Source organism: Paraburkholderia bengalensis, from assembly GCF_037126505.1.
Classification (GTDB): domain Bacteria; phylum Pseudomonadota; class Gammaproteobacteria; order Burkholderiales; family Burkholderiaceae; genus Paraburkholderia; species Paraburkholderia bengalensis.
Genome location: NZ_JACFYJ010000113.1, coordinates 1 through 21,349, shown reverse-complemented (window position 1 = coordinate 21,349; position 21,349 = coordinate 1). Strand labels below are relative to the sequence as shown.

The 21,349-nt window shown below is 59.1% G+C and carries 13 protein-coding genes and 7 pseudogenes; 13 read left to right on the top strand and 7 right to left on the bottom strand.

Features of this window, described 5'->3' with window-relative positions:
- The first annotated feature begins 68 nt into the window (after window positions 1–68).
- A pseudogene (locus H3V53_RS37175) lies at window positions 69–1,302 on the top strand (MBL fold metallo-hydrolase RNA specificity domain-containing protein).
- 51 nt (window positions 1,303–1,353) lie between these two features.
- On the opposite strand, the pseudogene H3V53_RS37170 reads toward H3V53_RS37175, so the two are convergent.
- Window positions 1,354–1,545, bottom strand: a pseudogene (locus tag H3V53_RS37170) (phosphate acyltransferase); the annotation flags it as partial.
- A 32-nt stretch (window positions 1,546–1,577) separates the two neighbouring features.
- On the opposite strand from H3V53_RS37170, the pseudogene H3V53_RS37165 reads away from it, so the two are divergent.
- A pseudogene (locus H3V53_RS37165) lies at window positions 1,578–2,634 on the top strand (IS630 family transposase).
- 327 nt (window positions 2,635–2,961) lie between these two features.
- Here H3V53_RS37165 and H3V53_RS37160 read toward each other — a convergent pair.
- Window positions 2,962–3,417 (bottom strand): annotated as a pseudogene (locus tag H3V53_RS37160) (IS630 family transposase); the annotation flags it as partial.
- An 88-nt stretch (window positions 3,418–3,505) separates the two neighbouring features.
- Between H3V53_RS37160 and H3V53_RS37155 the strand changes: the two are divergent.
- Window positions 3,506–4,607 (top strand): annotated as a pseudogene (locus H3V53_RS37155) (IS110 family RNA-guided transposase).
- Between the two features lie 288 nt (window positions 4,608–4,895).
- Here the strand turns inward: H3V53_RS37155 and H3V53_RS37150 are convergent.
- The 3 genes and pseudogenes from H3V53_RS37150 to H3V53_RS37140 form a co-directional block, all read right to left on the bottom strand.
- The gene (locus H3V53_RS37150) at window positions 4,896–5,396 is read right to left on the bottom strand and encodes an IS630 family transposase (RefSeq protein ID WP_419539687.1); all 501 of its coding nucleotides are present in this window, start codon (window positions 5,394–5,396) and stop codon (window positions 4,896–4,898) included.
- Entirely contained in the window at window positions 5,311–6,174 is an 864-nt protein-coding gene (locus tag H3V53_RS37145; RefSeq protein WP_419539691.1) for a phosphate acyltransferase, read from the bottom strand. Before H3V53_RS37145 ends, H3V53_RS37150 begins: the two co-directional genes overlap by 86 nt.
- A gap of 73 nt (window positions 6,175–6,247) precedes the next feature.
- Window positions 6,248–7,215, bottom strand: a pseudogene (locus H3V53_RS37140) (PHA/PHB synthase family protein); the annotation flags it as partial.
- A gap of 812 nt (window positions 7,216–8,027) precedes the next feature.
- Here H3V53_RS37140 and H3V53_RS37135 point away from each other — a divergent pair.
- The 5 genes from H3V53_RS37135 (at window position 8,028) to H3V53_RS37115 (ending at window position 15,375) form a co-directional block, all read left to right on the top strand.
- Window positions 8,028–8,414, top strand: a complete 387-nt coding sequence (locus H3V53_RS37135; protein WP_336602088.1) for an MbcA/ParS/Xre antitoxin family protein — start codon at window positions 8,028–8,030, stop codon at window positions 8,412–8,414.
- Entirely contained in the window at window positions 8,374–9,099 is a 726-nt protein-coding gene (locus H3V53_RS37130; RefSeq protein ID WP_336602087.1) for an RES family NAD+ phosphorylase, read from the top strand. Before H3V53_RS37135 ends, H3V53_RS37130 begins: the two co-directional genes overlap by 41 nt.
- Before the next feature lie 1,057 nt (window positions 9,100–10,156).
- Complete coding sequence (locus tag H3V53_RS37125) at window positions 10,157–10,981, top strand: N-acyl amino acid synthase FeeM domain-containing protein (protein ID WP_336602086.1); 825 nt, start codon at window positions 10,157–10,159, stop codon at window positions 10,979–10,981.
- A 166-nt stretch (window positions 10,982–11,147) separates the two neighbouring features.
- Window positions 11,148–14,207, top strand: a complete 3,060-nt coding sequence (locus H3V53_RS37120; protein ID WP_336602085.1) for an EAL domain-containing protein — start codon at window positions 11,148–11,150, stop codon at window positions 14,205–14,207.
- A gap of 547 nt (window positions 14,208–14,754) precedes the next feature.
- A complete protein-coding gene (locus H3V53_RS37115) occupies window positions 14,755–15,375 on the top strand; it encodes an SEL1-like repeat protein (protein ID WP_336602084.1) in 621 nt (206 codons plus the stop codon).
- Between the two features lie 64 nt (window positions 15,376–15,439).
- Here H3V53_RS37115 and H3V53_RS37110 read toward each other — a convergent pair whose 3' ends face one another.
- On the bottom strand, window positions 15,440–15,634 hold the full coding sequence (locus tag H3V53_RS37110; protein WP_336602083.1) for a hypothetical protein: 195 nt from the start codon (window positions 15,632–15,634) through the stop codon (window positions 15,440–15,442).
- Between the two features lie 320 nt (window positions 15,635–15,954).
- Here H3V53_RS37110 and H3V53_RS37105 point away from each other — a divergent pair, with 320 nt between their 5' ends.
- Together H3V53_RS37105 and H3V53_RS37100 are read left to right on the top strand one after the other, a co-directional pair.
- Entirely contained in the window at window positions 15,955–17,241 is a 1,287-nt protein-coding gene (locus tag H3V53_RS37105) for a hypothetical protein (protein WP_419539689.1), read from the top strand.
- Window positions 17,242–17,518: 277 nt separating this feature from the next.
- Window positions 17,519–17,722, top strand: a complete 204-nt coding sequence (locus tag H3V53_RS37100) for a cold-shock protein (RefSeq protein WP_336602082.1) — start codon at window positions 17,519–17,521, stop codon at window positions 17,720–17,722.
- 160 nt (window positions 17,723–17,882) lie between these two features.
- On the opposite strand, the gene H3V53_RS37095 is transcribed toward H3V53_RS37100, so the two are convergent.
- A complete protein-coding gene (locus H3V53_RS37095; protein WP_336602081.1) occupies window positions 17,883–18,644 on the bottom strand; it encodes an H-NS family nucleoid-associated regulatory protein in 762 nt (253 codons plus the stop codon).
- A 389-nt stretch (window positions 18,645–19,033) separates the two neighbouring features.
- Between H3V53_RS37095 and H3V53_RS37090 the strand changes: the two genes are divergently transcribed.
- From H3V53_RS37090 to H3V53_RS37080, 3 genes and pseudogenes are all read left to right on the top strand, one after another.
- Complete coding sequence (locus tag H3V53_RS37090; protein ID WP_336602080.1) at window positions 19,034–19,360, top strand: H-NS histone family protein; 327 nt, start codon at window positions 19,034–19,036, stop codon at window positions 19,358–19,360.
- Window positions 19,361–19,807: 447 nt separating this feature from the next.
- Entirely contained in the window at window positions 19,808–20,767 is a 960-nt protein-coding gene (locus H3V53_RS37085) for a D-alanyl-D-alanine carboxypeptidase family protein (protein WP_336602079.1), read from the top strand.
- 374 nt (window positions 20,768–21,141) lie between these two features.
- Window positions 21,142–21,349: pseudogene (locus H3V53_RS37080) on the top strand (HU family DNA-binding protein); the annotation flags it as partial.

Here is a 21,349-nt window from a genome sequence, read left to right as displayed (position 1 = left end):
TGCTGGTTTCCGACTTCGACAATCAGATTCTCAGCTGAATCCTCCACCGCCTTCAATCCTTCGCCCCAATCCCCCGTACACCACTTTCGACTTTAGCTCTGGCATTTCTCGGTGCAAGCGAGACCGTCACCGGTTCGAAATACCTGCTCGAAGAACCCAGATTCGCATCCTTGTCGATTGCGGGCTGTTTCAGGGCGTCAAGAATGTGAGGCTGCGTAACTGGGCACCCCACCTGTCCAGCCGACTCGATCGGCGCCGTGATACTCACTCACGCGCACATCGATCACAGTGGCTATCTGCCATTGCTCGTCCGAAATGGCGTTCACGGCCCCGTCTATTGCACTCAAGGGACCGCCGCACTGTGCGAGATCATGCTGCGCGACAGCGCGCGGTTGCAGGAAGAAGAAGCCGACTTCCCGAACCGCCACGGATTTTCGAAACATCACCCCGCACTGCCGCTCTACACAGTCAACGATGCCGAGCGCGCGCTGCGACTATTTGTGCCGCGCTCTTTTGACAACCCGGTCGATCTGAAGCATGACATCGGCTTCCGCTGCCTGCCGGTCATATTCTGGGTGCAGCGAGCGTTGTTGTCTGCCGCAACCACGAGGTGCTTGCATTCTCCGGGATGTGGGCCGTCCGGCAAACCCCATCATGCATGCCCGCACACCGCTCGCGCACGCGGATTACCTCGTTGTCGAATCGACTTATGGCGACCGTTTTCACCCGGCCACGAATCCGGAGGATGTACTCGCGCAGATGTTAAGCAGAACTTTCGCGAAAGGCGGAGTGGTCGTGATGCCCTGTTTTGCAGTCGGGCGTAAGCAGGAGATCCTCTACTATGTTTCGAAGCTGAGCAGAGCGGACGCATGGCAAAAGTCCCCGTTTATCTGGACAGCCCGATGGCATCGAGCGTCACGGAAGTCTACCGAAAACACCTTGACGAACATCGGTTGACCATGACCGAAGCGAATGCAATCGACAAGGCAGCAATCATGGTTAAGACCGTGGATGAGTCAAAGGCGATTGCGTCATACCACGGCCCGATGGTCATCATCGCCGGCAGTGGAATGGCGACGGGACGCCGCGTGTTGCATCATCTGCATCTGTATGTCCGCACATGCCGACTACCGCGAACTGCTGCAATGGCTGTCGAGTCTGACCGACGCGCCCACGCGCACCTTTGTCACGCACGGGGAACCTGCAGCGGCAGACGCGATGCGCAGGCGCATCACGGAGACGCTCGGGTGGTCGTGCGAAGTACCCGTATATCAACAGACAGTTGAACTCGAAGGACTATAGAAGTCGCAGCGGCAACTTTATCGGCGTCCGCTCTCACTTGCGTCCAGCGGGCTGACTCCTGGCGACGACACCGCTTGCTGCGTTATCGAATGCGAGCGGCCCGTCTACAGATGCACCCGTCAATTGGCCGCGATCAGCCATCTTGGCCAGGGCGGCTGCGTCCACAGTGGAACGCATCCCGGGATTGACCGTCTCGACAGCGCACAGCACGGCAACGCGCGGATGGCCGACACCTAGTCCATTGAACCAATGAAATTGCACCGATCTAAAGGTGCATGGGCAAAATGAATCTGAGTGAAGCCGAATGCGAAGAACTGCTGTCGATGCAGCGCAGCCGAACGATGTCCGTTGGTCAGGTAAGGCGAGCGCGGTTGATCCTGCTGCTCGATGAAGGGGCCTCGCGCGCGGCGATCATGAACGAATTGCGATGCGATTCGCGTTTCATCACCACATGGCAAACCCGCTTCGCCAGTGAGCGTCTGGCAGGCCTGTATGGCAGGCACCCAGGTCGTGCGCCGCGCCGTGACCTGGCGCGTCTTGAGGCGAGAGTGCTCGACTACACGCTGCGGCGCAAACCGGCCGACGGCTCGACGCACTGGAGCAGCCGCAAGTTGGCCGCCCAGCTGGGCGTGCCCTTCATGACGGTTCAACGTATCTGGCGCAAGCACGATATTCGGCCGCATCGTCTCGATACCCATATGGTGTCCAACGATCCCGACTTTGGGGCCAAGGCTGCCGATGTAATCGGCCTGTACCTGAACCCGCCATTGCATGCGGCGGTGTTCTGCGTGGATGAGAAAACGGCCATTCAGGCGCTTGATCGCAAAGACCGGATGTTGCCGCTCTCGCCCGGGCGCGCCGAAAGTCACGGCTTCGAATACAAACGCAACGGTACCGTGAGCCTGTTTGCCGCGTTGAATGTCGCCACCGGCGAAGTACTGGGCAAGACTGCGCCACGCCATACCAGTGCCCAGTTCGTCGCGTTCCTCACCGAGGTGGTATCGGCACAGCCGGCCAGAAAGGAGATTCATGTGATCTGCGACAACGTGAGCAGCCACAAAACCGACGCCGTTCAAACCTTCCTGGCTGACCATACGAACGTCTCGATCCATTACGCCCACGTACTCGTCATGGCTGAACCAGGTCGAGAACTGGTTTGCCCGCATCCAGCGCGACGTCATCACGCGCGGCGTATTCACCAGCACCAGAGATCTCAACAAAAAGCTCATGCGTTATATCCGCCAATACAACAAGCAGGCTGCCCCGTTGAAATGGAAGTATTCCGATCCAACTCGACGCATCCGGTGCAATTCATCCGGTTCAACGGACTAGGAGGCAACTGGAAACAGCACAATCCTCGAACCTAGATTGAGGCAGCTCCCCGACGTTTCGTTTGTCATGCGGTAACCAACCCGCGCATATCAGAATGATCAACCGTCGGATAACCGCCCGGTCCTGGCCCAAGCATCCTGTTGTTGACGACCGTCAGAGAGACGGTCTCGCACGGGGCGTGAGCGCAAGCGTCGCCCTCACGACCCATGCATTGCATGGGAGATCGACTTCGCGTCAAGGGTCCGCTCCGCCGCGCTCACGCCCGCCCTTGACTCCGTCAAACCCTCGGAGAACCACGCACTTTGCAATTGACACGGTCCATACATATCAGTGTCCCGAGTTAGAAATTCGTAGACAAAATCGCTTGAGGCTGGCGAGGATGTCGTCGGCCGATTTGGTCCAGTTGAAAGGTCTCGGATCAGTGTTGTTGATCTGGATGTATTGGCGAATCGCCTGTTCGAGTTGCCGGGTGGAGCGATGAGTGCTACGGCGGATGTATGTCTCGCTGAGCGTGGCAAACCATCGTTCGACCTGGTTAATCCACGAAGCAGAGGTGGGGGTGAAATGCGCATGGAAACGCGGATGGCGAGCCGGCCAGGTATTGATCGAGGGAGTCTTGTGCGTACCGTAGTTGTCCATCACCAGATGGACGTCCAGTTGGGGAGGCACGTTGGCCTCGATGGTGCGCAGGAACTGCAGGAATTCACTGCTGCGATGACGCCGATGCAGTTCGCCAATGACTTCGCCCGTGGAGATGTCCAGCGCCGCGAACAGTGTGGTCGTGAATAGTAAAGGACTTTCCCGATCCCGGTGGCATAGCAGTATGCCAGGATGGTCGATGCCACTCAACCCATCTGAGAAGCGGAAAGTCATGGACAAGATTACTCGTATCGGCGTGGATCTGGCCAAGAACGTCATCCAGTTACACGGGCGTCGACAGTGCGGAGCGCGTCGTGGTCAAGAAGGCGATTCCGCGGCACAAGTTTCTCGAATGGTTTGCAAATCTGTCGCCGTGCCTGGTGGCAATGGAAGCGTGCAGCGCAGCCCACTACTGGGCGCGCAAGCTGCGCGCGCTTGGCCACGAGGTTCGGCTGATCGCGCCACAGTTCGCCGCGCCGTATCGCAAAGGCGGCAAGCACGTCAAGAATGATGCGCGGGATGCTGAGGCGATCTGCGAGGCGGCCAGCCGCCCGCATATGCGCTTCGTGCCGGTCAAAACAACGGACCAGCAAAACGTGCTGGTGCTGCACCGGATGCACGACGGTTTCGTTGAAGAGCGTACCGCGCTAGTCAACCGGCTACGCGGTGAGCTGGTCGAGTTCGGCGTGTTCCTGCCGCATGGCATCGACGCGTTCCGCGCCAGGTTTATCAATGCACTCGAGGACGGTGCCACCGAACTCAACGGTACAGCCCGCACCGCCCTGCTGCGCGGGTGGGAGCACTGGCAAGCGGTCGACGTAGAAATCGCCCGGTTCGACGCCCAGATTGCCGCGCAGGTGAAACAGGACAGTGACGCACAGCGCGTGATGGCGGTCGTCGGCATCGGCCCGCTCACCGCATCCGCCGCGACCGCGACCGTCGGCGATGCGCGCCAGTTCAAGAATGGCCGGCAATTTGCCGCCTGGCTCGGCGCCGTGCCCAGCCAGGCCAGCAGTGGTGGCAAGACCCGGCTGGGCCACATCACCAGACGGGGCAACACCTATCTGCGCACGCTGCTGTTCCAAGGCGCGCGCTCGGCCGTAACGAGCGCCCATCGACGAACCGACCGGCTGTCGCGCTGGATTGTGCAACTGCAAGCGCGCATCGGTTGGTCTCGAACGTGTGCGGCCGTCGCCAACAAGCACGCTCGCATCCTCTGGGCGATTCTGGCCAAGGGCGAACGGTTCGATCCGTCGTATGCCCAGACTCGCCCGATGCCAGCCGGGCGTGGTACCAGCAATGAGCGGTCAAGCGGTAGTGAGCAGTGCGCCTGAAAAGGCGAGCTTCATAAGTCAAGGACGCAACAGCAAGGATAGCGACAGGTCAGACCGGCAGTGGGCGAACTCGCATATGCGCCAGGTAACGTCAAGACGTGATACCGAGCCGTGAATGGAGTCCTGCTGCGCGGTTATTATCCGGGCCCCGGGCGCAGCAACGACAACGCCCCAGTCAGGCCGTTTATAGGTGCGCAGTCTGTCTCGCCGCTCGATGCCGACTTCCTTGATAACGTAGGAATTGGACAGATGAACGAATGAACCGACCTTGCTAAAAAGGGAAAGTCTTTATAGGCGCATATAGTCGTGCGTGCGTCGCACAGGGATGCCCGGGGCCGGCGGCAGCATAGGCTGGGTGCGGTCCAGCGCCTGGATCTGGCTCTTTTCGTCCACGCACAACACCATGGCCTTGAGTGGTGGGTCCAGATACAGCCCGACGATATCGCGCACCTTGTCGACGAAAAATGGATCAGTGGAGAGCTTGAAGGTCTCCTGCCGATGCGGCTGCAATCCGAAGGCACGCCAGATCCGCGACACGGCTGTCTGCGACATCCCCATCTCGCGGGCCATTGTGCGCGTGCTCCAGTGAGTCGCGCCCGTGGGTACGGATTCGAGCGTGCATGCGACGACTGCCTCCACCTGCGCGTCCTCGATCGTCCTCGGTGCGCCCGGGCGCGGTGCATCGAGCAACCTGTCCACGCGGTCATTGACGAATCGCGAACGCCACTTCGAAACCGTATGCGAGGTGACACGTTCTCTTGTAGCGACCGTCTTGTTGTCGATGCCCACGGCGCAAGCCAGCACAATACGCGCTCTCAGGGTAAGCGCCTGTGCCGTCTTGCGTCGCATCGTCAACGCCACGAGTTGTTCGCGTTCTGACCCACTCAGGACCAGTGGCGCCTTCGGTCTTCCTCTCATCGTTGCCTCGCCTATTTGCGAACCCTGCAACCCAGGTTAGTACACAACGCAAATAAGGCAATGAATTTCTAACTCGGGACACTAGCGAATGTGCGAGGTCGATTGCGTTCTGCACAATCTCCCGCTTCTGATCGAGATCCGGGGCAATGTTGACGGCTGCATCCGTGATAATGAACGGACGCTCATACGCAGGCGTTCCGATGAGGAAACAGTGCGAGAGACGCTTACCGGTCAACAGATGTGAGGCGGGCGCGAGTACGGCGCTCATCAGTTCGTCAGTGTGAAGACTGCCTTTCATCAGCGCATCAACGACGCCTCTGGCGACGAGTTCCACTGCGCGAGATGCGGCAGCATGACTGTGCGGCACGTCTTCTAGTTCAAACGGCGTGAGATCGACACGAATTCTGCGCGCAAGCGCTTCCAGCTTTCCACGCGGCGCGACGATGACGGGCGTGATGAGCCCTGCTCCCGCCGCCCCACTCGCCGCAACCATCGCCTGCAAGCTCGGTGTGTCGCAAGGATGCACGACGGCCACCCGCAATGGACCGGCGTTGCGGGCGAGCCGCTCCAGTTCCGACGGTTCGCTGCTTTCTCCGCGCACCAGGCGTGGGAGTCGTTCGAATGTTAGCGCTGGGCAAGATCGGATCATCGAGCGGCCGTCCTTCGTGCAAAGAGTGAGTGGCTCATCGGGAAAGTCAGCCGGTTCGCCGGCTACCCCGCCGCTATCTTTCATACACATACGTGCCAGGCGCATTTTCCAGCCCACCGACGATCTCCCTTGCACGAACCTGGCCGTCCGAACGCTCGCGCAACCATGCGTTCCATTTGGGCCACCACGAGCCTTCGACGGAGTCATTCTGTGTGACGAAGTCGTGCCTGCTTCGATAGGGGGCGTCAAGCAAACGTGTTGCGCAACGGTAGTACCGCCCCGCGTGTCCGGGCTCGGAGACGATGCCCGCGTTATGTCGGCCCGCTGTCAGCAAGAACGTCAGCTCGTTGTGCGTAAGCAGCTGAAGCTGGTAGACAGATCGCCACGGCGAGACATGGTCGCGCTCCGTTCCCACGACGAACATCGGCGCTTCGATGTCGGATAGCGCGACAGGCCGGCCGCCGACGCTGTAGCGTCCTTCCGCGAGATCATTGTTCAGAAACAGCGACGTCAGATACTCGCTATGCATCCGGTAGGGCAAGCGCGTCGTGGCGTTCCATGCCATCCGATAATTCGGTTTCGAACGCCGGCCGAGCAAGTATTCGCTCATCATCCGCGACCATATCAGGTCTCGCGCTTTGAGCAACTGGAATGCCGCCGACATTTGCGAGCCGTCGAGATAGCCCTGACGCCACATCAACGCATCGAGCGCCGCGAGCTCGCTGGCGTCGATGAAAAGCCCCAGTTCGCCAGGCTCAGCAAAGTCGGTCTGCGCGGCAAGCAGCGTCACCGTTTTCAATTCTTTGCCCCTGCCGTCGCGAAAGAGCGCCGCCGCAGCGATGGCGAGCAAGGTGCCTCCGAGGCTACATGTACCGGCTGAGCGTCGCGCGTACGCACTTGCGCAAGGGCGGCAAGCAGTCCGTCGTGCAGGTACGCATCAAGCCCGACGTCACGGAATGCCTCTCCAAAATTTCGCCAGGAGATCGTATAGACGGTGTAACCAGCGTCCACCAGATAGCGGATCAACGAATCGTGCGGCTGACGCTCACTAAAGCAAAGTTGTGCCTATCGTGGTGCGTCGTGAAAATCCCCGCTCAGGCACACTGATAAAGGATCCGGTGGCAATTTCCATTGCAAGTAAAGTTGTGTCTATCGAGGCCTGGCCCTGCAAGTAAAGTTGTTTCGCGATGCACACTTCGAAAGGATTTCGCAACAAAATAGACAGCAGAACGATTGCGAAGCGATCACGACGTGCAAATCAGACGCCAACCTTCTCCCAATCGGGGGAAAACGTCGTATGCAATGGAAGGTCGCCGGGATAGACACAACTTTGCTTGCAATCTAGACACAACTTTACTTGCGTGAGCGAAAAACCGTTGACCAATCAAGCAATGTCCAGAAACGAAGGGTACAATAGTCGTAATTATTGCCCCCTTCATTGCGTCACGCCGTCCCCGCGGACCGCGAAGAGCGGGCCTGGCTAATCCCGATGCGCGCCCTATACTGGAATGGAGCCGCGCGGCACGCGGTCTCATCAGCAGCAAGGGGCTCGATATTTCCCCATGAGACTCGGTAGCGGGGCCACGGAAACGCCTGCGACAGCACGCAGGCGTTTTCTTTTTGCCGGCCTTAATCCTGATAAGTCGTAGCGTTTAATGGTCGGCCTGGACTGGCTCACGTAGCTTCCGGGTAGACGTCAAATAACCGGCCAACCCGTTTAAATCGGGGCCAATTCGTTAAAAAACCTTATGTCAAGTGCCGGATCTCGGGAGGGGTGCCACATTGCTTGCACCGTAGGTATTGCTGCGGAAACTATAAGGCGATAAAATTTCTGCAGATACAGGAGGCGCATCATGGCATCGACAACGCACCATCATGCAACGGTCGGTCCCACGCCGGCCGCGACCCTTTCAAAAGCGGCGGTACGAGCGGCGGCCGCTTTGAGCATAAATCAGGCGACACTCGCCGACGTGCTCGGGCTCAGTACGGCTTCTGTCTCGCGACTCGTCGCGGGCACATACCAGCTTGAGGAATCGCGCGGCAAGGAATGGGAGTTGGCCTTGTTGCTGGTGCGTTTGTTTCGTTCACTTGACGCGATCGTAGGACCGGGCGAGAAAGCTCAGGCATGGTTGGGGGGCGAGAACACAGCGCTCAACGCGAGACCCATCGATCTGATCCGATCCGCCCAAGGACTTGTTAATGTCGTCGAATACCTGGACCTCTACCGAGGTCGCATCTGAAGTTCGAGAATTTCTTGAAGATACCTGGCGGGCGGTCGAGGCTCAACATCGCGTGGCGACGATGTCGCTCGTTGACAGTCTGGCGGAACAGGCTCAACTGGAGGCGTTGCTCGAAACCTCGAAACCTCCGGCTCCCGCCACGTCACTCGGACTCCACTGGCTGCTGTTTACGCCCTTTCGTTATCCGACCTCCAGGTACGGCTCGCGCTTTCGTCGACCCTATGACCCAGGTGTCTTTTATGCGGCCTACGATAAAAGCACCGCCTGCGCTGAACTCGGCTACTGGCGCTGGCGCTTCCTGACTGAATCGCCGTCGCTCGGATCGATCGACACGTTGCCACAGACGCTGTTCAAAGCGGTAATTCAGGGGCGCGCAGTTGATCTTCGCCAGCCGCCGTTTGTGCGCCAGCGGAGCGCGTTCGAGAACAGGAGCGAGCATGGCTACTGCCAGGCGTTTGCCGGGGTCGCGCGCGAGGCCCACATCGATGCGATTGTGTATCGATCTGTGCGCGATCCGGCGGGAGGCGGTTGCGTTGCGGTACTCACGCCCAAGGCATTCGCCAGGAAAGAACCGGTTGCCGCTGAAACATGGAATCTGTCGGTAACGCTCGAGCGGGTCATCTGGCAGAAGAGCGACGTCCTGTCGCCTGAGGCGTTCGAATTCCCGGTAAGCCTCTGGCAATAGTTGCTTACGCAGCGATCTGGCGATTTTTGGGCGTGAACTGGCGGCTCGACTGGAACGTCAACCGACAACTGGACCGTCTGCACGCCAATCATGCTTTCTCCGGCGATGTCAGCGCGCAGAGACTGGCCCATGCGTTCTGTGAAGCCTGAACGTCGCCTTCGGGGCGCGCGGATCTTTTGTTGCGCGACACGTGGGGCTTTGGCGCCAGCCAGCCGTGCCGGTGCGGGACCGCGACCGCTCCAGGACGCACCGCTCTTCGGGTTACGGTATTTGGCGGCCTGTGGACCTCTCACGTAATTGCCCGCCTTGGCGGTCGTCTTCGGCACAGCAGCAGGTTGCACAGCAGGACCGTCGGTCAGAAACTTCGTCCTGTCTTTGGCGCTCGCAATCTACGCAGGCGCACGGCCATGCCCGGATCCCGGTATTCGCCGGCTTCGTTGCACTGACAGCGGCTTTGGAACCGGGCTTTCGGCCACGCTTTTTCCTGCCGGCATGTGCACGATATCGGTCTTTTCTGTCAGTTCGCGGATCTTGCCGGTCAGGGCCGACGACACAATGCTATTTTCTCGCGTGACCGGTCAGTCTGATGCACTTCACTCCGCATGTGCGGTTTGCCATGGAGGCTAGTCAGTTTTGACGTCTGCTTCGGGTCACTCACGTCGAAATGCTTTTTTTGACGAACCAGGGTGTTCCAATCTGCAGCACCGCGAACTGCTGTTACAGCAACGCGGCGATGCTATGGGCCGAGCTGCCTGAACAGGCCTCAAAGTCGGTTTTGGCTGGCTGACTGTTTGCAATGACGCACCTTGCCTGCAAGCATTCGAAAACGTGCCGGTTTTCGAACACTGGCGACCGAACCCGATCTCTTAGATCTCGCGCCCGGTTCTTTGGTTCTTCGGGCATTTACTGGCAGTGCTCCTGAAGTGTGTAGGCGCGCGCACCAGGCGGCAAGACCGCTGCCCGCCACGTTTTTCACCTGCATGTGACGCTCAAAAGAGCGTGAGAAGCTCCGGTGACTACCGCAATCCGGCGGTAGCTCATCAACCTGGAGCTAGTGATGAACGCAAAACCCGAAGTCTCGATACCTGACAATATTTCGCCTTCTTTCGCGGGCGACACTTCCCACGTCACGAAGACACAAACCTCAAAACGCGAATCTCGCCTCCCATTCAGGATCCGGGTCGTGGAGGATGATGAAGCGCTCGAGCGGGCACTGAAGGTTCGACAAAGCGCCTACATGCGGCATGTACCGGATTTCGCGCGCACCATGAACGAGGCCGAGTCGTATGACCGGGAGCCCGGCGGACTCGTGCTGCTCGCGGAAGCCAAGTTGACAGGCAGCCCGGTAGGCACCATGCGAATCCAGACGAACCGCTATCGGAGTCTTGCCATGGAGCAATCTGTCAAGCTTCCCGAGTGGCTCGCGGGGCGCATGGTCGGTGCCACACGACTAGCCGTTGAAGCCGGTGAACCCGGTCGAATGGTCAAAACGGCGCTGTTCAAGGCGTTCTATCTGTATTGCCTGCAGGAAGGTATCCAATGGATGGTGATAGCGGCGCGCGCACCCCTGGACCGGCAGTACGCAGCTTTGCTCTTTCGTGACGTCTACGGCGCTGGCGAGTTCATCCCGCTCGGCCATGCCGCGAACATTCCACACCGCATCATGGCGTTCGAAGTAGAAACGGCAGAAAGGCGCTGGCGCGAGGCGAGGCACCCACTATATGAATTCATGATCGGAACCCATCATTCCGATATCGACCTGAGCGCAGCGTCGGCGTTGAATTGGCCCGACACAAAGGTTGAATTTCAGCGTGTAGCGAGCCTGGCCGATATACACTCGGGTTCTCGCAACACGGCGGGCACTGAGCCGTTTTTCCGCTAGAAGCTTCTGATGCGGGCTTTCCCCGCGTCGAATGATAATTGGTAACAGCAATTATGGTCGTCGGGGCATCCCTTGTTTTTTGCAAGGCGCCCCGTCGACTTCCGCGTGACTATGCAGCCTGCATAGAAAATAAAACGAATTCTGCGCACATGAACGGGCACGAGGAATGAGCTGGTTTGCGAAATATTCGCGCGATACGGGGAATGACTCAAGGTCAGGCATCGACGCGTTTACATTTTTATTCTCCTATTACCTGGTTCCGATTGCTATCGCAGCCATTTCCGTATTGGTAGCAGTCTTACCAGAGGAGATACCCCCAAGCCAGGTGGCCACCCCTCTTCCTATGCGGGTGCTAGGCGACTCGCAAGCTCGTCTCGATATCGCAACTGCAGCAGATGCGTTGCGCCATCAACCATTACGAAACCGTTTCGACACCCACCGGCAGGAATCGCCAATCTGGTTCAGCGTCGAAGTCCCGCCCGCGAGCGAGGCTGAACAGTTTAGCCATGGTCCTTCGTTGCTGTCTGCGGCGGTAATGTTTCCGTCGAAGCACATCCGGGAGATCGAGTGCTTTGGCGGTTCTACCTTCAGCCTCGTCGGCAGAATTTCACGGAATGGAATCTTCTCCGGCGACCTGCTTAGGGCGGGCGCCGGCGTCGCCATACAGCCAGGGCATTACACGGATGTGATCTGTCGGGCGGTCTTTAGTGGCCCGGGACTATTGGAAGCTTATACGGCTCCCGTCGACGACCTGAAGCGAATCAACGATACATTCCACCGCCGTGCCGGTCTGCTGGAGGGAGGCCTCGCGACACTGGCCGCATTCGTTTTCGTTGCTGCGGTCATCAATCGCGACTGGGTGTATGTCCTGTTCGCGGCATGGCTATTCGGAAATCTACGGCTTGGTGCGATATCAATGGGCTGGGACGAGCAATGGCTTGGATCCCTGCTACCGTTGCCATGGGTTTCGCTGATCCGAAAGATGACGGTCCCTGTGTACTACATCCTGACGTACACGCTTTTCGTCACTCTGTTTCGGAACGATCTGGCGCGCGTGGGGTACCGTGCTCTCCTTCGCACAATCCAGGTTCTCGGTCCCGTTCTTCTGCTCGCCTCGATCATCCTGCCCGTTCCCACCTATCTGCCGATAATGTGGGGGGTGGTCAGCATCGGGGTGGTCGCAGTGATTTTTCTGCTGACACGCCTTCTCAGCCTCGCGCCGTCCAGGACTGCCATATGGTACAGCCTCGCCCTCGCGACTGCTCTGCTGTCGAGCCTTTCAGAGGTTGTTTCCGCCGCGTTCAAGACTCATATTCCTGCGCTCAATAGCGTAACGGCTGCGCTTGTATCCAGCCTCATGGCGGCACTTGCAATAGCTGAACAGATCCGGGCAGAGCGCGCAGAACGATTGCGAGCGCAGGCTGAGCTGAGCCGTGCGTATGGCGCAACCCCTATCGGTCTGTTTTCGCTTTCAGCAAACGGGGAGTTAGTTCAATGGAACCCTGCGCTCGGGGCAATGCTGGAAATTGCAGATCACGTAACCAGCGCTCATTGGGATAATTATTTCGCGCCGGATATCTGGAAGCGAATTTACAACAAAGCCATGGACGCCGGCGAGCTCGAGACGGAACTGTCCAGAGTCAACAGTTCGCCCGCAAAGGGCACCCTCGCGACACTGCCGGAGGGCGCCACCTCTTCCGCAAGCGATGAGGCACAGACATTCTCGAAGCAGGGAAGCGGTAATATCCGTCACTACGTGCTCCGCGCGGCATATGACGGCACACGGCTCGAGTGCTCGCTTCAAGATGTGACGGAGCGCCAGGAAGCGATACAGACGCTTCAATTTCTGGCAGAACATGATCCATTGACCGGTGCCCTCAACCGGCGTGGCCTCGACAAGTATATCGAGCTGACAAACCACACCGAAAATCGTGTGTCTCGAGCTATGGTGCTCGCCTATCTTGACCTTGATCGCTTCAAGTTGATCAACGATCTGTTCGGCCACCATATAGGTGACGCGGTGCTCAGACAGGTATGCCACCGCATAGAAACTGGGCTCGACTCGCGGGGCCGTATTTGTCGTGCGGGCGGTGACGAGTTCGTCATTCTGTTCGCGCAGACACCGCTCATCCAGGCTAGCGTCATCTCGCAAGCCATCATCGATGCAATCGGCGACACCCCGTACGAAATTGATCATCGCGCTTTTAATGTGCGGGCATCGCTCGGCTTGGTCGAGGCTCCTGCTGGCGTGAGCCCACAAGAAGTCATTTCCGCCGCCGACAGCGCCTGCCGCCAGGCAAAATTGGAGGGGAATGGCCGCATCGTCGTCTATGGGAACGACACGCCCATGTTCGAAGAGCGCGCTCGCCATATGCAGTTGCTCAAGCAGTTCAGTAGCGACCGCCCGCCTTCTGGGCTGTACCTCGAGATGCAACCCATCATGTCGATGACGACGCCATACGACGCGCTCGACTTCGAGGTCCTGCTTCGGATGCGTGGTTCCGATGGCGCCCCGATTCCTCCCGCCAAGGCCATCATGGCCGCTGAGACCAACGGCACAATATCGGCAATCGACAAATGGGTCATGGAGACAACGTTGACCTGGATCGATAAAAATCGATCAAGGCTGTCCCGCACGCGGTTCGTCTCGGTCAACGTCAGCGCAGCCTCGCTTAACGATGAACGTTTCGTGAAGGAAGTGGGTGTCCTGTTCCACCGCTTTAGACACATTGTCCCACTGCTCTGCATTGAAATTACGGAAGGCGTCGCCCTGCACGACCTTGCCAATACTCGGCGGCTTATCGGAAGTGTCCAGCGCCTAGGGGCAAAAGTCGCTCTCGACGATTTTGGCGCTGGCTACACGTCTCTTCCCTATTTGCGTGACCTGCCCGCCGACGCGCTAAAGATTGACGGAGAGTTCATCAAGAACATCAGTGGTTCCCCGGAGAATGCCGCAATCGCTGAAGCGATCATCGGACTTGCCCGCAATCTCGGCATGCAGAGCATTGCCGAGTGGGTCGAGGACGCATCGACGCTGGAGGTTCTTCAGACGATGGGCGTCGATCATGTACAAGGCTTCGCGATTGCACGTCCGCAATCGCCGGAAGTCATCTTGTCAGCGACGTCAGCAGCGGATTTCATTACCGACCCCGTCATCCTTGCCATCATTGGTCCCAAGGCTGCGGCAGTTTCTGCGGATGACGACTCGCTCCAGTCGTTACATTGAAAGAATGGGGAATTTACGACGAACATTCGGCGCATCGGCAGTATGTGATCCCTTAAAGTCCGGAATACGCTGCAATCGGCATAAGGCCATGTGAGCGGAAGCCCTTGACTGGTCAATCGATGTCTGGAAACGAAGGGTCCAATAGCCCCAAATATTGCACCCTTCATTTGCGTCACGCCGTCCGCCGCGGAGCGGCGAAGAACGAGTGTGGATAATCCCAGTGCACGCCCTATACTGGAAGTGAGCCGCGCGGCAGCCGGTCCCGTCAGCAGCAAGGGGCTCGATATTTCCCCATGAGACTCGGTAGCGGGGCCACGGAAACGCCTGCGACAGCACGCAGGCGTTTTCTTTTTGCCCGTCTTAATCCCGATATCTACGAGCATCGCGTTGACGTGTTCGCCGGCCAGGTCGCGCTCGGCCTGCGCCTCGCCCGGCTCCCTGCAGAGTTCGCCCATTTCGTGCGACCAAGGCGGCCAAAGCACGCGGGTTGCATTCGGCAAAGGGTGAGCTAGAATCAGGTGCATTCCTCACCAGGAGAACGCTCACCATGCAGATGGAAAGCTGGGTCGGAACGATCGAGCGCGAATGGCATCAGCTGCGCCGCGCCGACCCGACACTGGATGTCGAAATGTTTTCCCGTCACGTCATCGCGGCAAACAAGACCGGATTCCTGTCGCCCGAGTCGCTCGCCGCAATCGCAAACGCCCTTCTCAGCAGCACGTTAAGCCATGCCCCCTATCTGGGCCGCTGGTTGCTGGAGCGCATTGGCGCGAACCGCCATCCTGCCTGGCGAACGGCAATGGCCATTTCCCTCGTCACACCAACAGGAGGGGAGGCGGACTTTGAGCGAGGTAACGCGATTCTCGAAGACGTGATGAAGGATGAAACCGCAGAGGATCGTCTGCGCGGCTTGGCCGCGGCCGCGCTGGCCGACAGCGCACGGCTTGGGCGGGGCATGCAGGCGGATGTGAGCCGTGCGCGCTCGCTCTACGAGCAGGCCATCGAACTGGGACACAAAGCCTCAGCACACAATCTCGGACTTTTCTGGGAGGGCGTGTGGGGTGCAGAAGACAGGAGCGTTGTCCCGGACCGCACAAAGGCCATGCAGAGCTATCGACGCGGTGGAGATGACAAACGTTGCCAACGCCGTCTGGAAGCGCTGCGCTGAGTCCATGCCGCCTGCGCGTCGTGCCACTGGGAAATCCCGAGAAGCGCCCGACAGCTCTTTCTCATCAATGGATAAAGGCAAGGTGACGGAGAAGAGACCCTCCGTCCTCCGTGATGCGAGGGCGTACTGCCCCGCCCGCAAGTCGCTCCAGTGCGACAAGCTGGCGATCAAGCAACGTATCGAGTTCTTCCCGTCCGGCAATGTGATCGGCGGCGTCCTTGACCAGCATCAATGTTGCAAATTCATGGGCACTCAGCACGGGATGCTCCTGATGCAAAGAGGAAAACACCGGTTGTCAGGTTTCCGTTGACGGGCGTTTCGTGACAGCCGCAACAGTGGGCCGGCCATAGAGGGCAACAAGCTTAACGCCGAAATGTGACAGCGCGAGGACGCGTTACGCTGTCGACGCATCAAGCGACCAGCCGCCCGGTCTATAATCGATACATCCAGAACATCCACATCGCATGGAGCCGTATTTTATGAGTCAAGCCCGAGGGCGATATGCGGGACCTCGGCGCGACGGTCAACCCCAACCTCACCATGGGAAGACGTCTCCGCGTGGCCCGCAGGGGCGGCCATATGGGAAGCCTCCTCCCCCCCGACCCCGCCCAGACTGCCTCTGTTTTCAAAACACGATCGTTTCAGTTTCTCGTTAATGCGGTTGGCGCAGAAAATATCGCGATCGCGCTCGAATCGAACATGACGCGCGTGGCCGAGCTGCTGAAGGGTGAGCGGTTCACGCCCGAGACGGCCTTTCACATGGAGACCACGCTCGGGTTGCCGCATGGCTTTTTTGACCACCCCAATCCTGCGCTCGCGGCCGAGACCATCGCTCGCCTGAAGTCACCGCTCGACTTCATTGAAACGGACGATGGACCCGACGCAGAGTCTGAGGCGCCAAAGCCAGCTTCTGCCCTGAACGTCGATCCGCAACCAGTTCTCAAAGATAGTGTGTCCGAGGAAGCGCAAATGCCAAGGAAAGCAACAGACGGGTCGTCCAGAGCCGTCAGCAAAAATCGAAGCAAAACGACCGGACGGCCTGAACCTCGTGCGCCGCTAAAAGCTTCGCCTTCGAAGTACAAGACGTCTCATCAAATGCCGCAACAGCAACCGCTTGCACTCAGCGACAGCGCCGAACTGGAAAGTATTCGACGCGCTAATCTCCGCGTTCTGACGGTGCGCAAGGGATCGAAAGTAAGACTTGGCGTGGTCATGGACATGACTGGATTCAACATAGCCGATCGGCTATATGGCAAGAAACGCATGGACAGTGTCGAAGCAAACCGGTTCACGGAGCGGCTTGGTTTGCCACCTGGCTGGCTGGACACGCCGCGCTCCGAAGCCGAAATTCCAGAGTCGGTGTCGCGTCTGCTGACGCCTGCTTCTCGCGCTCGCGCATCGGCTCAACTACAGGAGCCGCTTGCAACGGCAACGAACGACAGCGCGCCAGCGAAGCTCGCCGCGGTGAAGGCGGTCGCGGCGCGCGCGTGCGTGGGCGCCATGGGCGCTCCGGAAAGCCTGCCACCTGTTTCGGCGGACGTTGCAGGTGAGAAAGAGACAACAGTCGTCAGCCCGCAAGATCATGTGAATGATGTCCCGGTCGGCCTTGCCGGTCGCGCACCTGAAGAAAGTGATGGCGAGGCCGCGGCAGCCACGCCTGCAACCCGAGAGTCGCTCCCCGCTTCCGCAATACCGCAGCAAAGCCCGGCACTGCTCCCGTTCGCCTCCGTGACGAGCCTGGACAATCTTCACGGTATCGCACCGATAGCGGAAGCATTGATCAAGACGTTGGCAGGCAAGGCACGCACGGGTCGCCTGGACGAATTGAAAGCGCTGGAACTTTTGCAGCAGGCGGTCCTGTTGTGAGTCGGTGGTAGCGTGCCAGGCCCCTTCGTGCGAAATGGTTGCCACGGCGACTCACGAATCCGCAACAGCATCAGATAATGCAGCCGCCGTTGGCCAGAACGACCGGAGCCTGAACCGGTTCGGGCCACCGGAAAGCGTAGCGTGTGCTGTCCGTGGACCTGCTGATTGGCAGGTCTCATCCCGCCATGGTAAAAAGTCTTCCGTCGCGGGCGGCCGCTTCCGCACCGCATTCGCATCGCATTCGCAAATGCGATTTTCAACGTCTACAGGTTCAAAAATGGCAACTGGTACAGTGAAATGGTTTAACGATGCGAAGGGCTTTGGTTTCATCATGCCGGACGAAGGCGGCGAGGACCTGTTCGCCCACTTCTCCGAGATCAAGACGGAAGGCTTCAAGTCGTTGCAGGAAAACCAGAAAGTCAGCTTCGAAGTGAAGATGGGACCGAAGGGCAAACAGGCCGCCAATATCAAGCCAGTCTGACTGGCGCGCACATCGTCCTGACAAATGACCCGCCTTGTGCGGGTCAGATTTTTCGGTTCAACGTGTCAGGAGTGCCGGCATTGGGCGGCATGACGGTGCGCCGGTTCGAGCAGGACGGACAAGTCCTGCTCATGGCCAGTCACCCCACCGACAGCGTCAATCAGGCGACGACGGGCACCGACGCGCTATCACTGGTTGCTGCAGCCGCTACCAGGTGCTGCGGCGCCCGCTTCGCAGGTGCCTTCCTCGCCGCCGATTCTTTCGCCGCAGTTTTCCTGACCGCTGTCTTCCTCGCCGGTGTCGACTTCGTTACTGCCTTGGCTTTCTTTGTGGTGACCGTGTTTGCCGCCACTTTTTTCGTCGTGGCTTTCTTTGCGGTCGCCTTGCTGGACAAAACGGTCTTGGAGCCCGGGGCGCCCTCTGCCGTGGCGACGATCAGAAACTTCGAACGGTCTTTGGCGCCAGCCAACCATGCAGGTGCCGGGCCGCGGCCACTCCATGTCGCCCCACTCTTTGGATCGCGGTATTTCGGCGCCTGGGGGCCCTTCACATAGTTGCCCGCGGTTGCTGGTTTCTTTGCCGCAATGGCCGGTTGTGCAGCGCTGCCGTCGATCAGAAACTTCGTCCGGTCACGCGCGCTCGCGATCCACGCCGGCGCGCGGCCATGCCCCGTCCAGGTGGCACCCGTCTTCGGATGACGGTACTTTGCCGATGCTGCCGGCTTGGGAACCGTCCTGACGCCCGGCTTGCGACCACGCTTCTTGCCGCCGGTATGTGCCTCGATGTCGGCAACGGTCAAGCCGTGCTTCTCCATGAGGTCACGAATCTTCGCGATGACGCCGGACGACTGCTTCGCGGCAAGCGCTTCGGCCTGGGCCTGCAATCTGGCGATTTTCGCCTGCAAGTTATCGAGCGTAGCCATTCTTTCCTCTTTCTGTATGTAGTCGTGGCCGAACTATGCCAGCAAGTAAGACGCACGTCGATAGCGGCACGCTACAATTCAAGATGCTCAGACGCCGAACGGATTAATCGGGGTGCTGGGTCGGCTCTAGTTAAGGCAGGACCAAGGGCTGAGCGACGACGATCGCTGCGCTACGAAAGCCGCTACCGCTGGACCGCTCGCACCCGGCTTCCCTCAGCCCCGGCGCCGAAACCGCGACCTCGAGCTAACTGCTGCTTTAATCTTCTGGAAAGCGGCGACTGCCGCTTCCCGACTCAGCGCAGTTGAGCAGATCAGATCCGCTCCAGACAACAGATTTTCCGCAGATCCTGTGGAAGAAATAGTCGGACGGTACTCACGGATGAAAACGAATGGATGAACGTAAGCGGGACAGCATGATTGCTTATCTCCGCCACCGGATGGAAGAATATGGCATTGAGCCGGACGACCTGGCTTCAGCAATAGCGGGCGATCAGATGACGCAGAAACCAGCCCGGTATCAAAATGCGACGGGGGATACCTGGACAGGCGACGGGGAAATGCCCCAGTGGCTGAAGCAGGCGATTAGCGCTGGACAAAGACTCGAGCATTTTGAGATGGCTTCGACGTCACCGATGCAGGATAGCCAGCGAAAGACGATCGACTGGCGCGACGACCCTTTCGCAGGGAGTCCACTCGCGCGGCAGCAGGCTGACTGACACGTACCCTCTCGTGCTGGGCGAACGCCGGCTGCGACACATCGTTCCATAGCGCGGTCCGTGTTGCCTTCCAGGCTGCCGCAAAAAGCGGTGATAGAAAGGCTGCTCGCGGGCATCCCGACTCGCCCGGATCTGGAGCTTGGAACGGGCGCGACTCCTGGAAATCCTCACCTTATATCGACCTGAGTACACGGAAGAATGCCTCCCCGCGCAGTAGCTCAGAAAAGAGCAATACGGCTCGACGTCGTTCCCGCTGAACAGCCTTCCCTCTTCTGACCATCACTGCTGCCTTCGGAGAATCGCGTCCGACGGCCCCAAAAATTCTGTTCACCTTCCCACACCCGATCCTGATTCAAGCGACTACATTTATATTGCGGGAAGACGATCTTGCGCACGGAGTGCCCCGTGCCTCCGCATTGCGGTTCGCAGTTTCGAAGCGAGAGTGACATGAAGAAAGTGATCTGCACACTACTGCTTGCGGCCACGTCTTTATGCGCGCGTGCCGACACCCCGCCGCTCTACTCCCCGAGCGTGATCGTGTACGACGTCACGCGTGGCGAAGTCTTGCTGGAGAAGAATGCTGACGATCTCCGACCCATCGCGTCGCTGGCTAAACTGATGACCGCGATGGTCGTACTCGACAAGACACAGCGGATGGGAGATACCCTGACCATTGACGAGGCCGACATCGACCGGCTCAAGCACTCGGGTTCCCGGATACCCGTCGGTACGTCGCTCGAACGCGAGGCGATGCTTCGCCTTGCACTGATGTCGTCCGAAAACCGTGCGGCGTCCGCCCTGTCACGCTCGTTCCCTGGGGGCCAATCGGCGTTCATCGAGCAGATGAATCTGAAGGCGCGCGGGCTAAACATGTCCGACACGCATTTCGAAGATCCGACGGGACTTTCGCCGAACAATGTCTCGACGGCTCGCGATGTTGTCAAACTGGCAATCGAAGCGTCGCACTATCCGATGATCAGTTCATTTACCACGCTGACAGCGTACGAACAGACAATTGGCAGCCGGACGCGTTTCTATCGCAACACGGATCCCGTCGTCCGCTGGACGGATTGGGACGTTCAACTCGCCAAAACCGGATACACGCGCGAGGCGGGTCGCTGCATCGTGGTCGACGTCACGATGCCGAGAGGTCCGGTGATCATTGCGCTGCTTGGCGCACGTTCATCCGGTGCCCGCTCCGCCGATCTGGCCACGATCCGCAACTGCGTGAACGGGGATGAAACGCCCGTAGCCTTACCTCGGCTGCACTACGCCTCGACGCATTCGCATCACAGCCATTCGGTCGTCGCGAGCCAACCGCATCGCGTGAAGGTGCGATTTGTGTCGACCGGCCCGTCACATCGCCATGCGGCGCGCCGCGTGATCGCCAGTCGAGCCGGTGCGTAAGCGCGCCTGATCTGGCAAGACCCGCGGTGCCGTCGACACCAGAACGATCCTCATCCCGTTCCACCGCCGATTTTCCACGGCAACGATTTCTGTTAATCGAGCCGTAAGCGAGTCGCGGAGCCATAAGACCGCGCCAGTGTCCGAAGCAATCCCTGAAAGCACTCACCTATGGTCAGTCGTTGTCCGTCGTCTACAAGGGGGATGTCCCCCACTCTGGGGTTCATCCAGCGGAATTGTGTTGCGGGAAGTGCATTTCAGTGCCTGTTTTAAGGCTTTTTCTTGACACATAGCGCACCGGACGTCATAGAATGCCTGTGCTTGCGGCATGAACTGCGGCGAGCACCTCCTAATTCGAAAGTGAGTCATCCGCGACTATGGCAAAGACTGCAACGAAGACGGTAACCAGGACCGCAACGAAGCCTGCTCCGAAAGCTGCCAAACCGGCTACCAAGCCTGCACCGGCAAAGGCTGCAAACGGGACGGCGAAAAAGCTGGTCGCCGGCGCACCTGTGAAAGAGACGTTCACAAAGGCTTCGCTCGCCAATCACGTTGCACAAGCGGCTAGTGTTGAACCAAAAGCTG

Bases quoted from the DNA above. Each gene is read 5' to 3' on its own strand.
- H3V53_RS37115 (WP_336602084.1), top strand. From the start codon at position 14,755: ATGCAGATGGAAAGCTGGGTCGGAACGATCGAGCGCGAATGGCATCAG.
- H3V53_RS37145 (WP_419539691.1), bottom strand. From the start codon at position 6,174: ATGATCCGATCTTGCCCAGCGCTAACATTCGAACGACTCCCACGCCTG.
- H3V53_RS37100 (WP_336602082.1), top strand. From the start codon at position 17,519: ATGGCAACTGGTACAGTGAAATGGTTTAACGATGCGAAGGGCTTTGGT.
- H3V53_RS37125 (WP_336602086.1), top strand. From the start codon at position 10,157: ATGAACGCAAAACCCGAAGTCTCGATACCTGACAATATTTCGCCTTCT.
- H3V53_RS37135 (WP_336602088.1), top strand. From the start codon at position 8,028: ATGGCATCGACAACGCACCATCATGCAACGGTCGGTCCCACGCCGGCC.
- H3V53_RS37120 (WP_336602085.1), top strand. From the start codon at position 11,148: ATGAGCTGGTTTGCGAAATATTCGCGCGATACGGGGAATGACTCAAGG.
- H3V53_RS37090 (WP_336602080.1), top strand. From the start codon at position 19,034: ATGGATGAACGTAAGCGGGACAGCATGATTGCTTATCTCCGCCACCGG.
- H3V53_RS37095 (WP_336602081.1), bottom strand. From the start codon at position 18,644: ATGGCTACGCTCGATAACTTGCAGGCGAAAATCGCCAGATTGCAGGCC.
- H3V53_RS37085 (WP_336602079.1), top strand. From the start codon at position 19,808: ATGAAGAAAGTGATCTGCACACTACTGCTTGCGGCCACGTCTTTATGC.
- H3V53_RS37130 (WP_336602087.1), top strand. From the start codon at position 8,374: ATGTCGTCGAATACCTGGACCTCTACCGAGGTCGCATCTGAAGTTCGA.
- H3V53_RS37105 (WP_419539689.1), top strand. From the start codon at position 15,955: ATGGGAAGCCTCCTCCCCCCCGACCCCGCCCAGACTGCCTCTGTTTTC.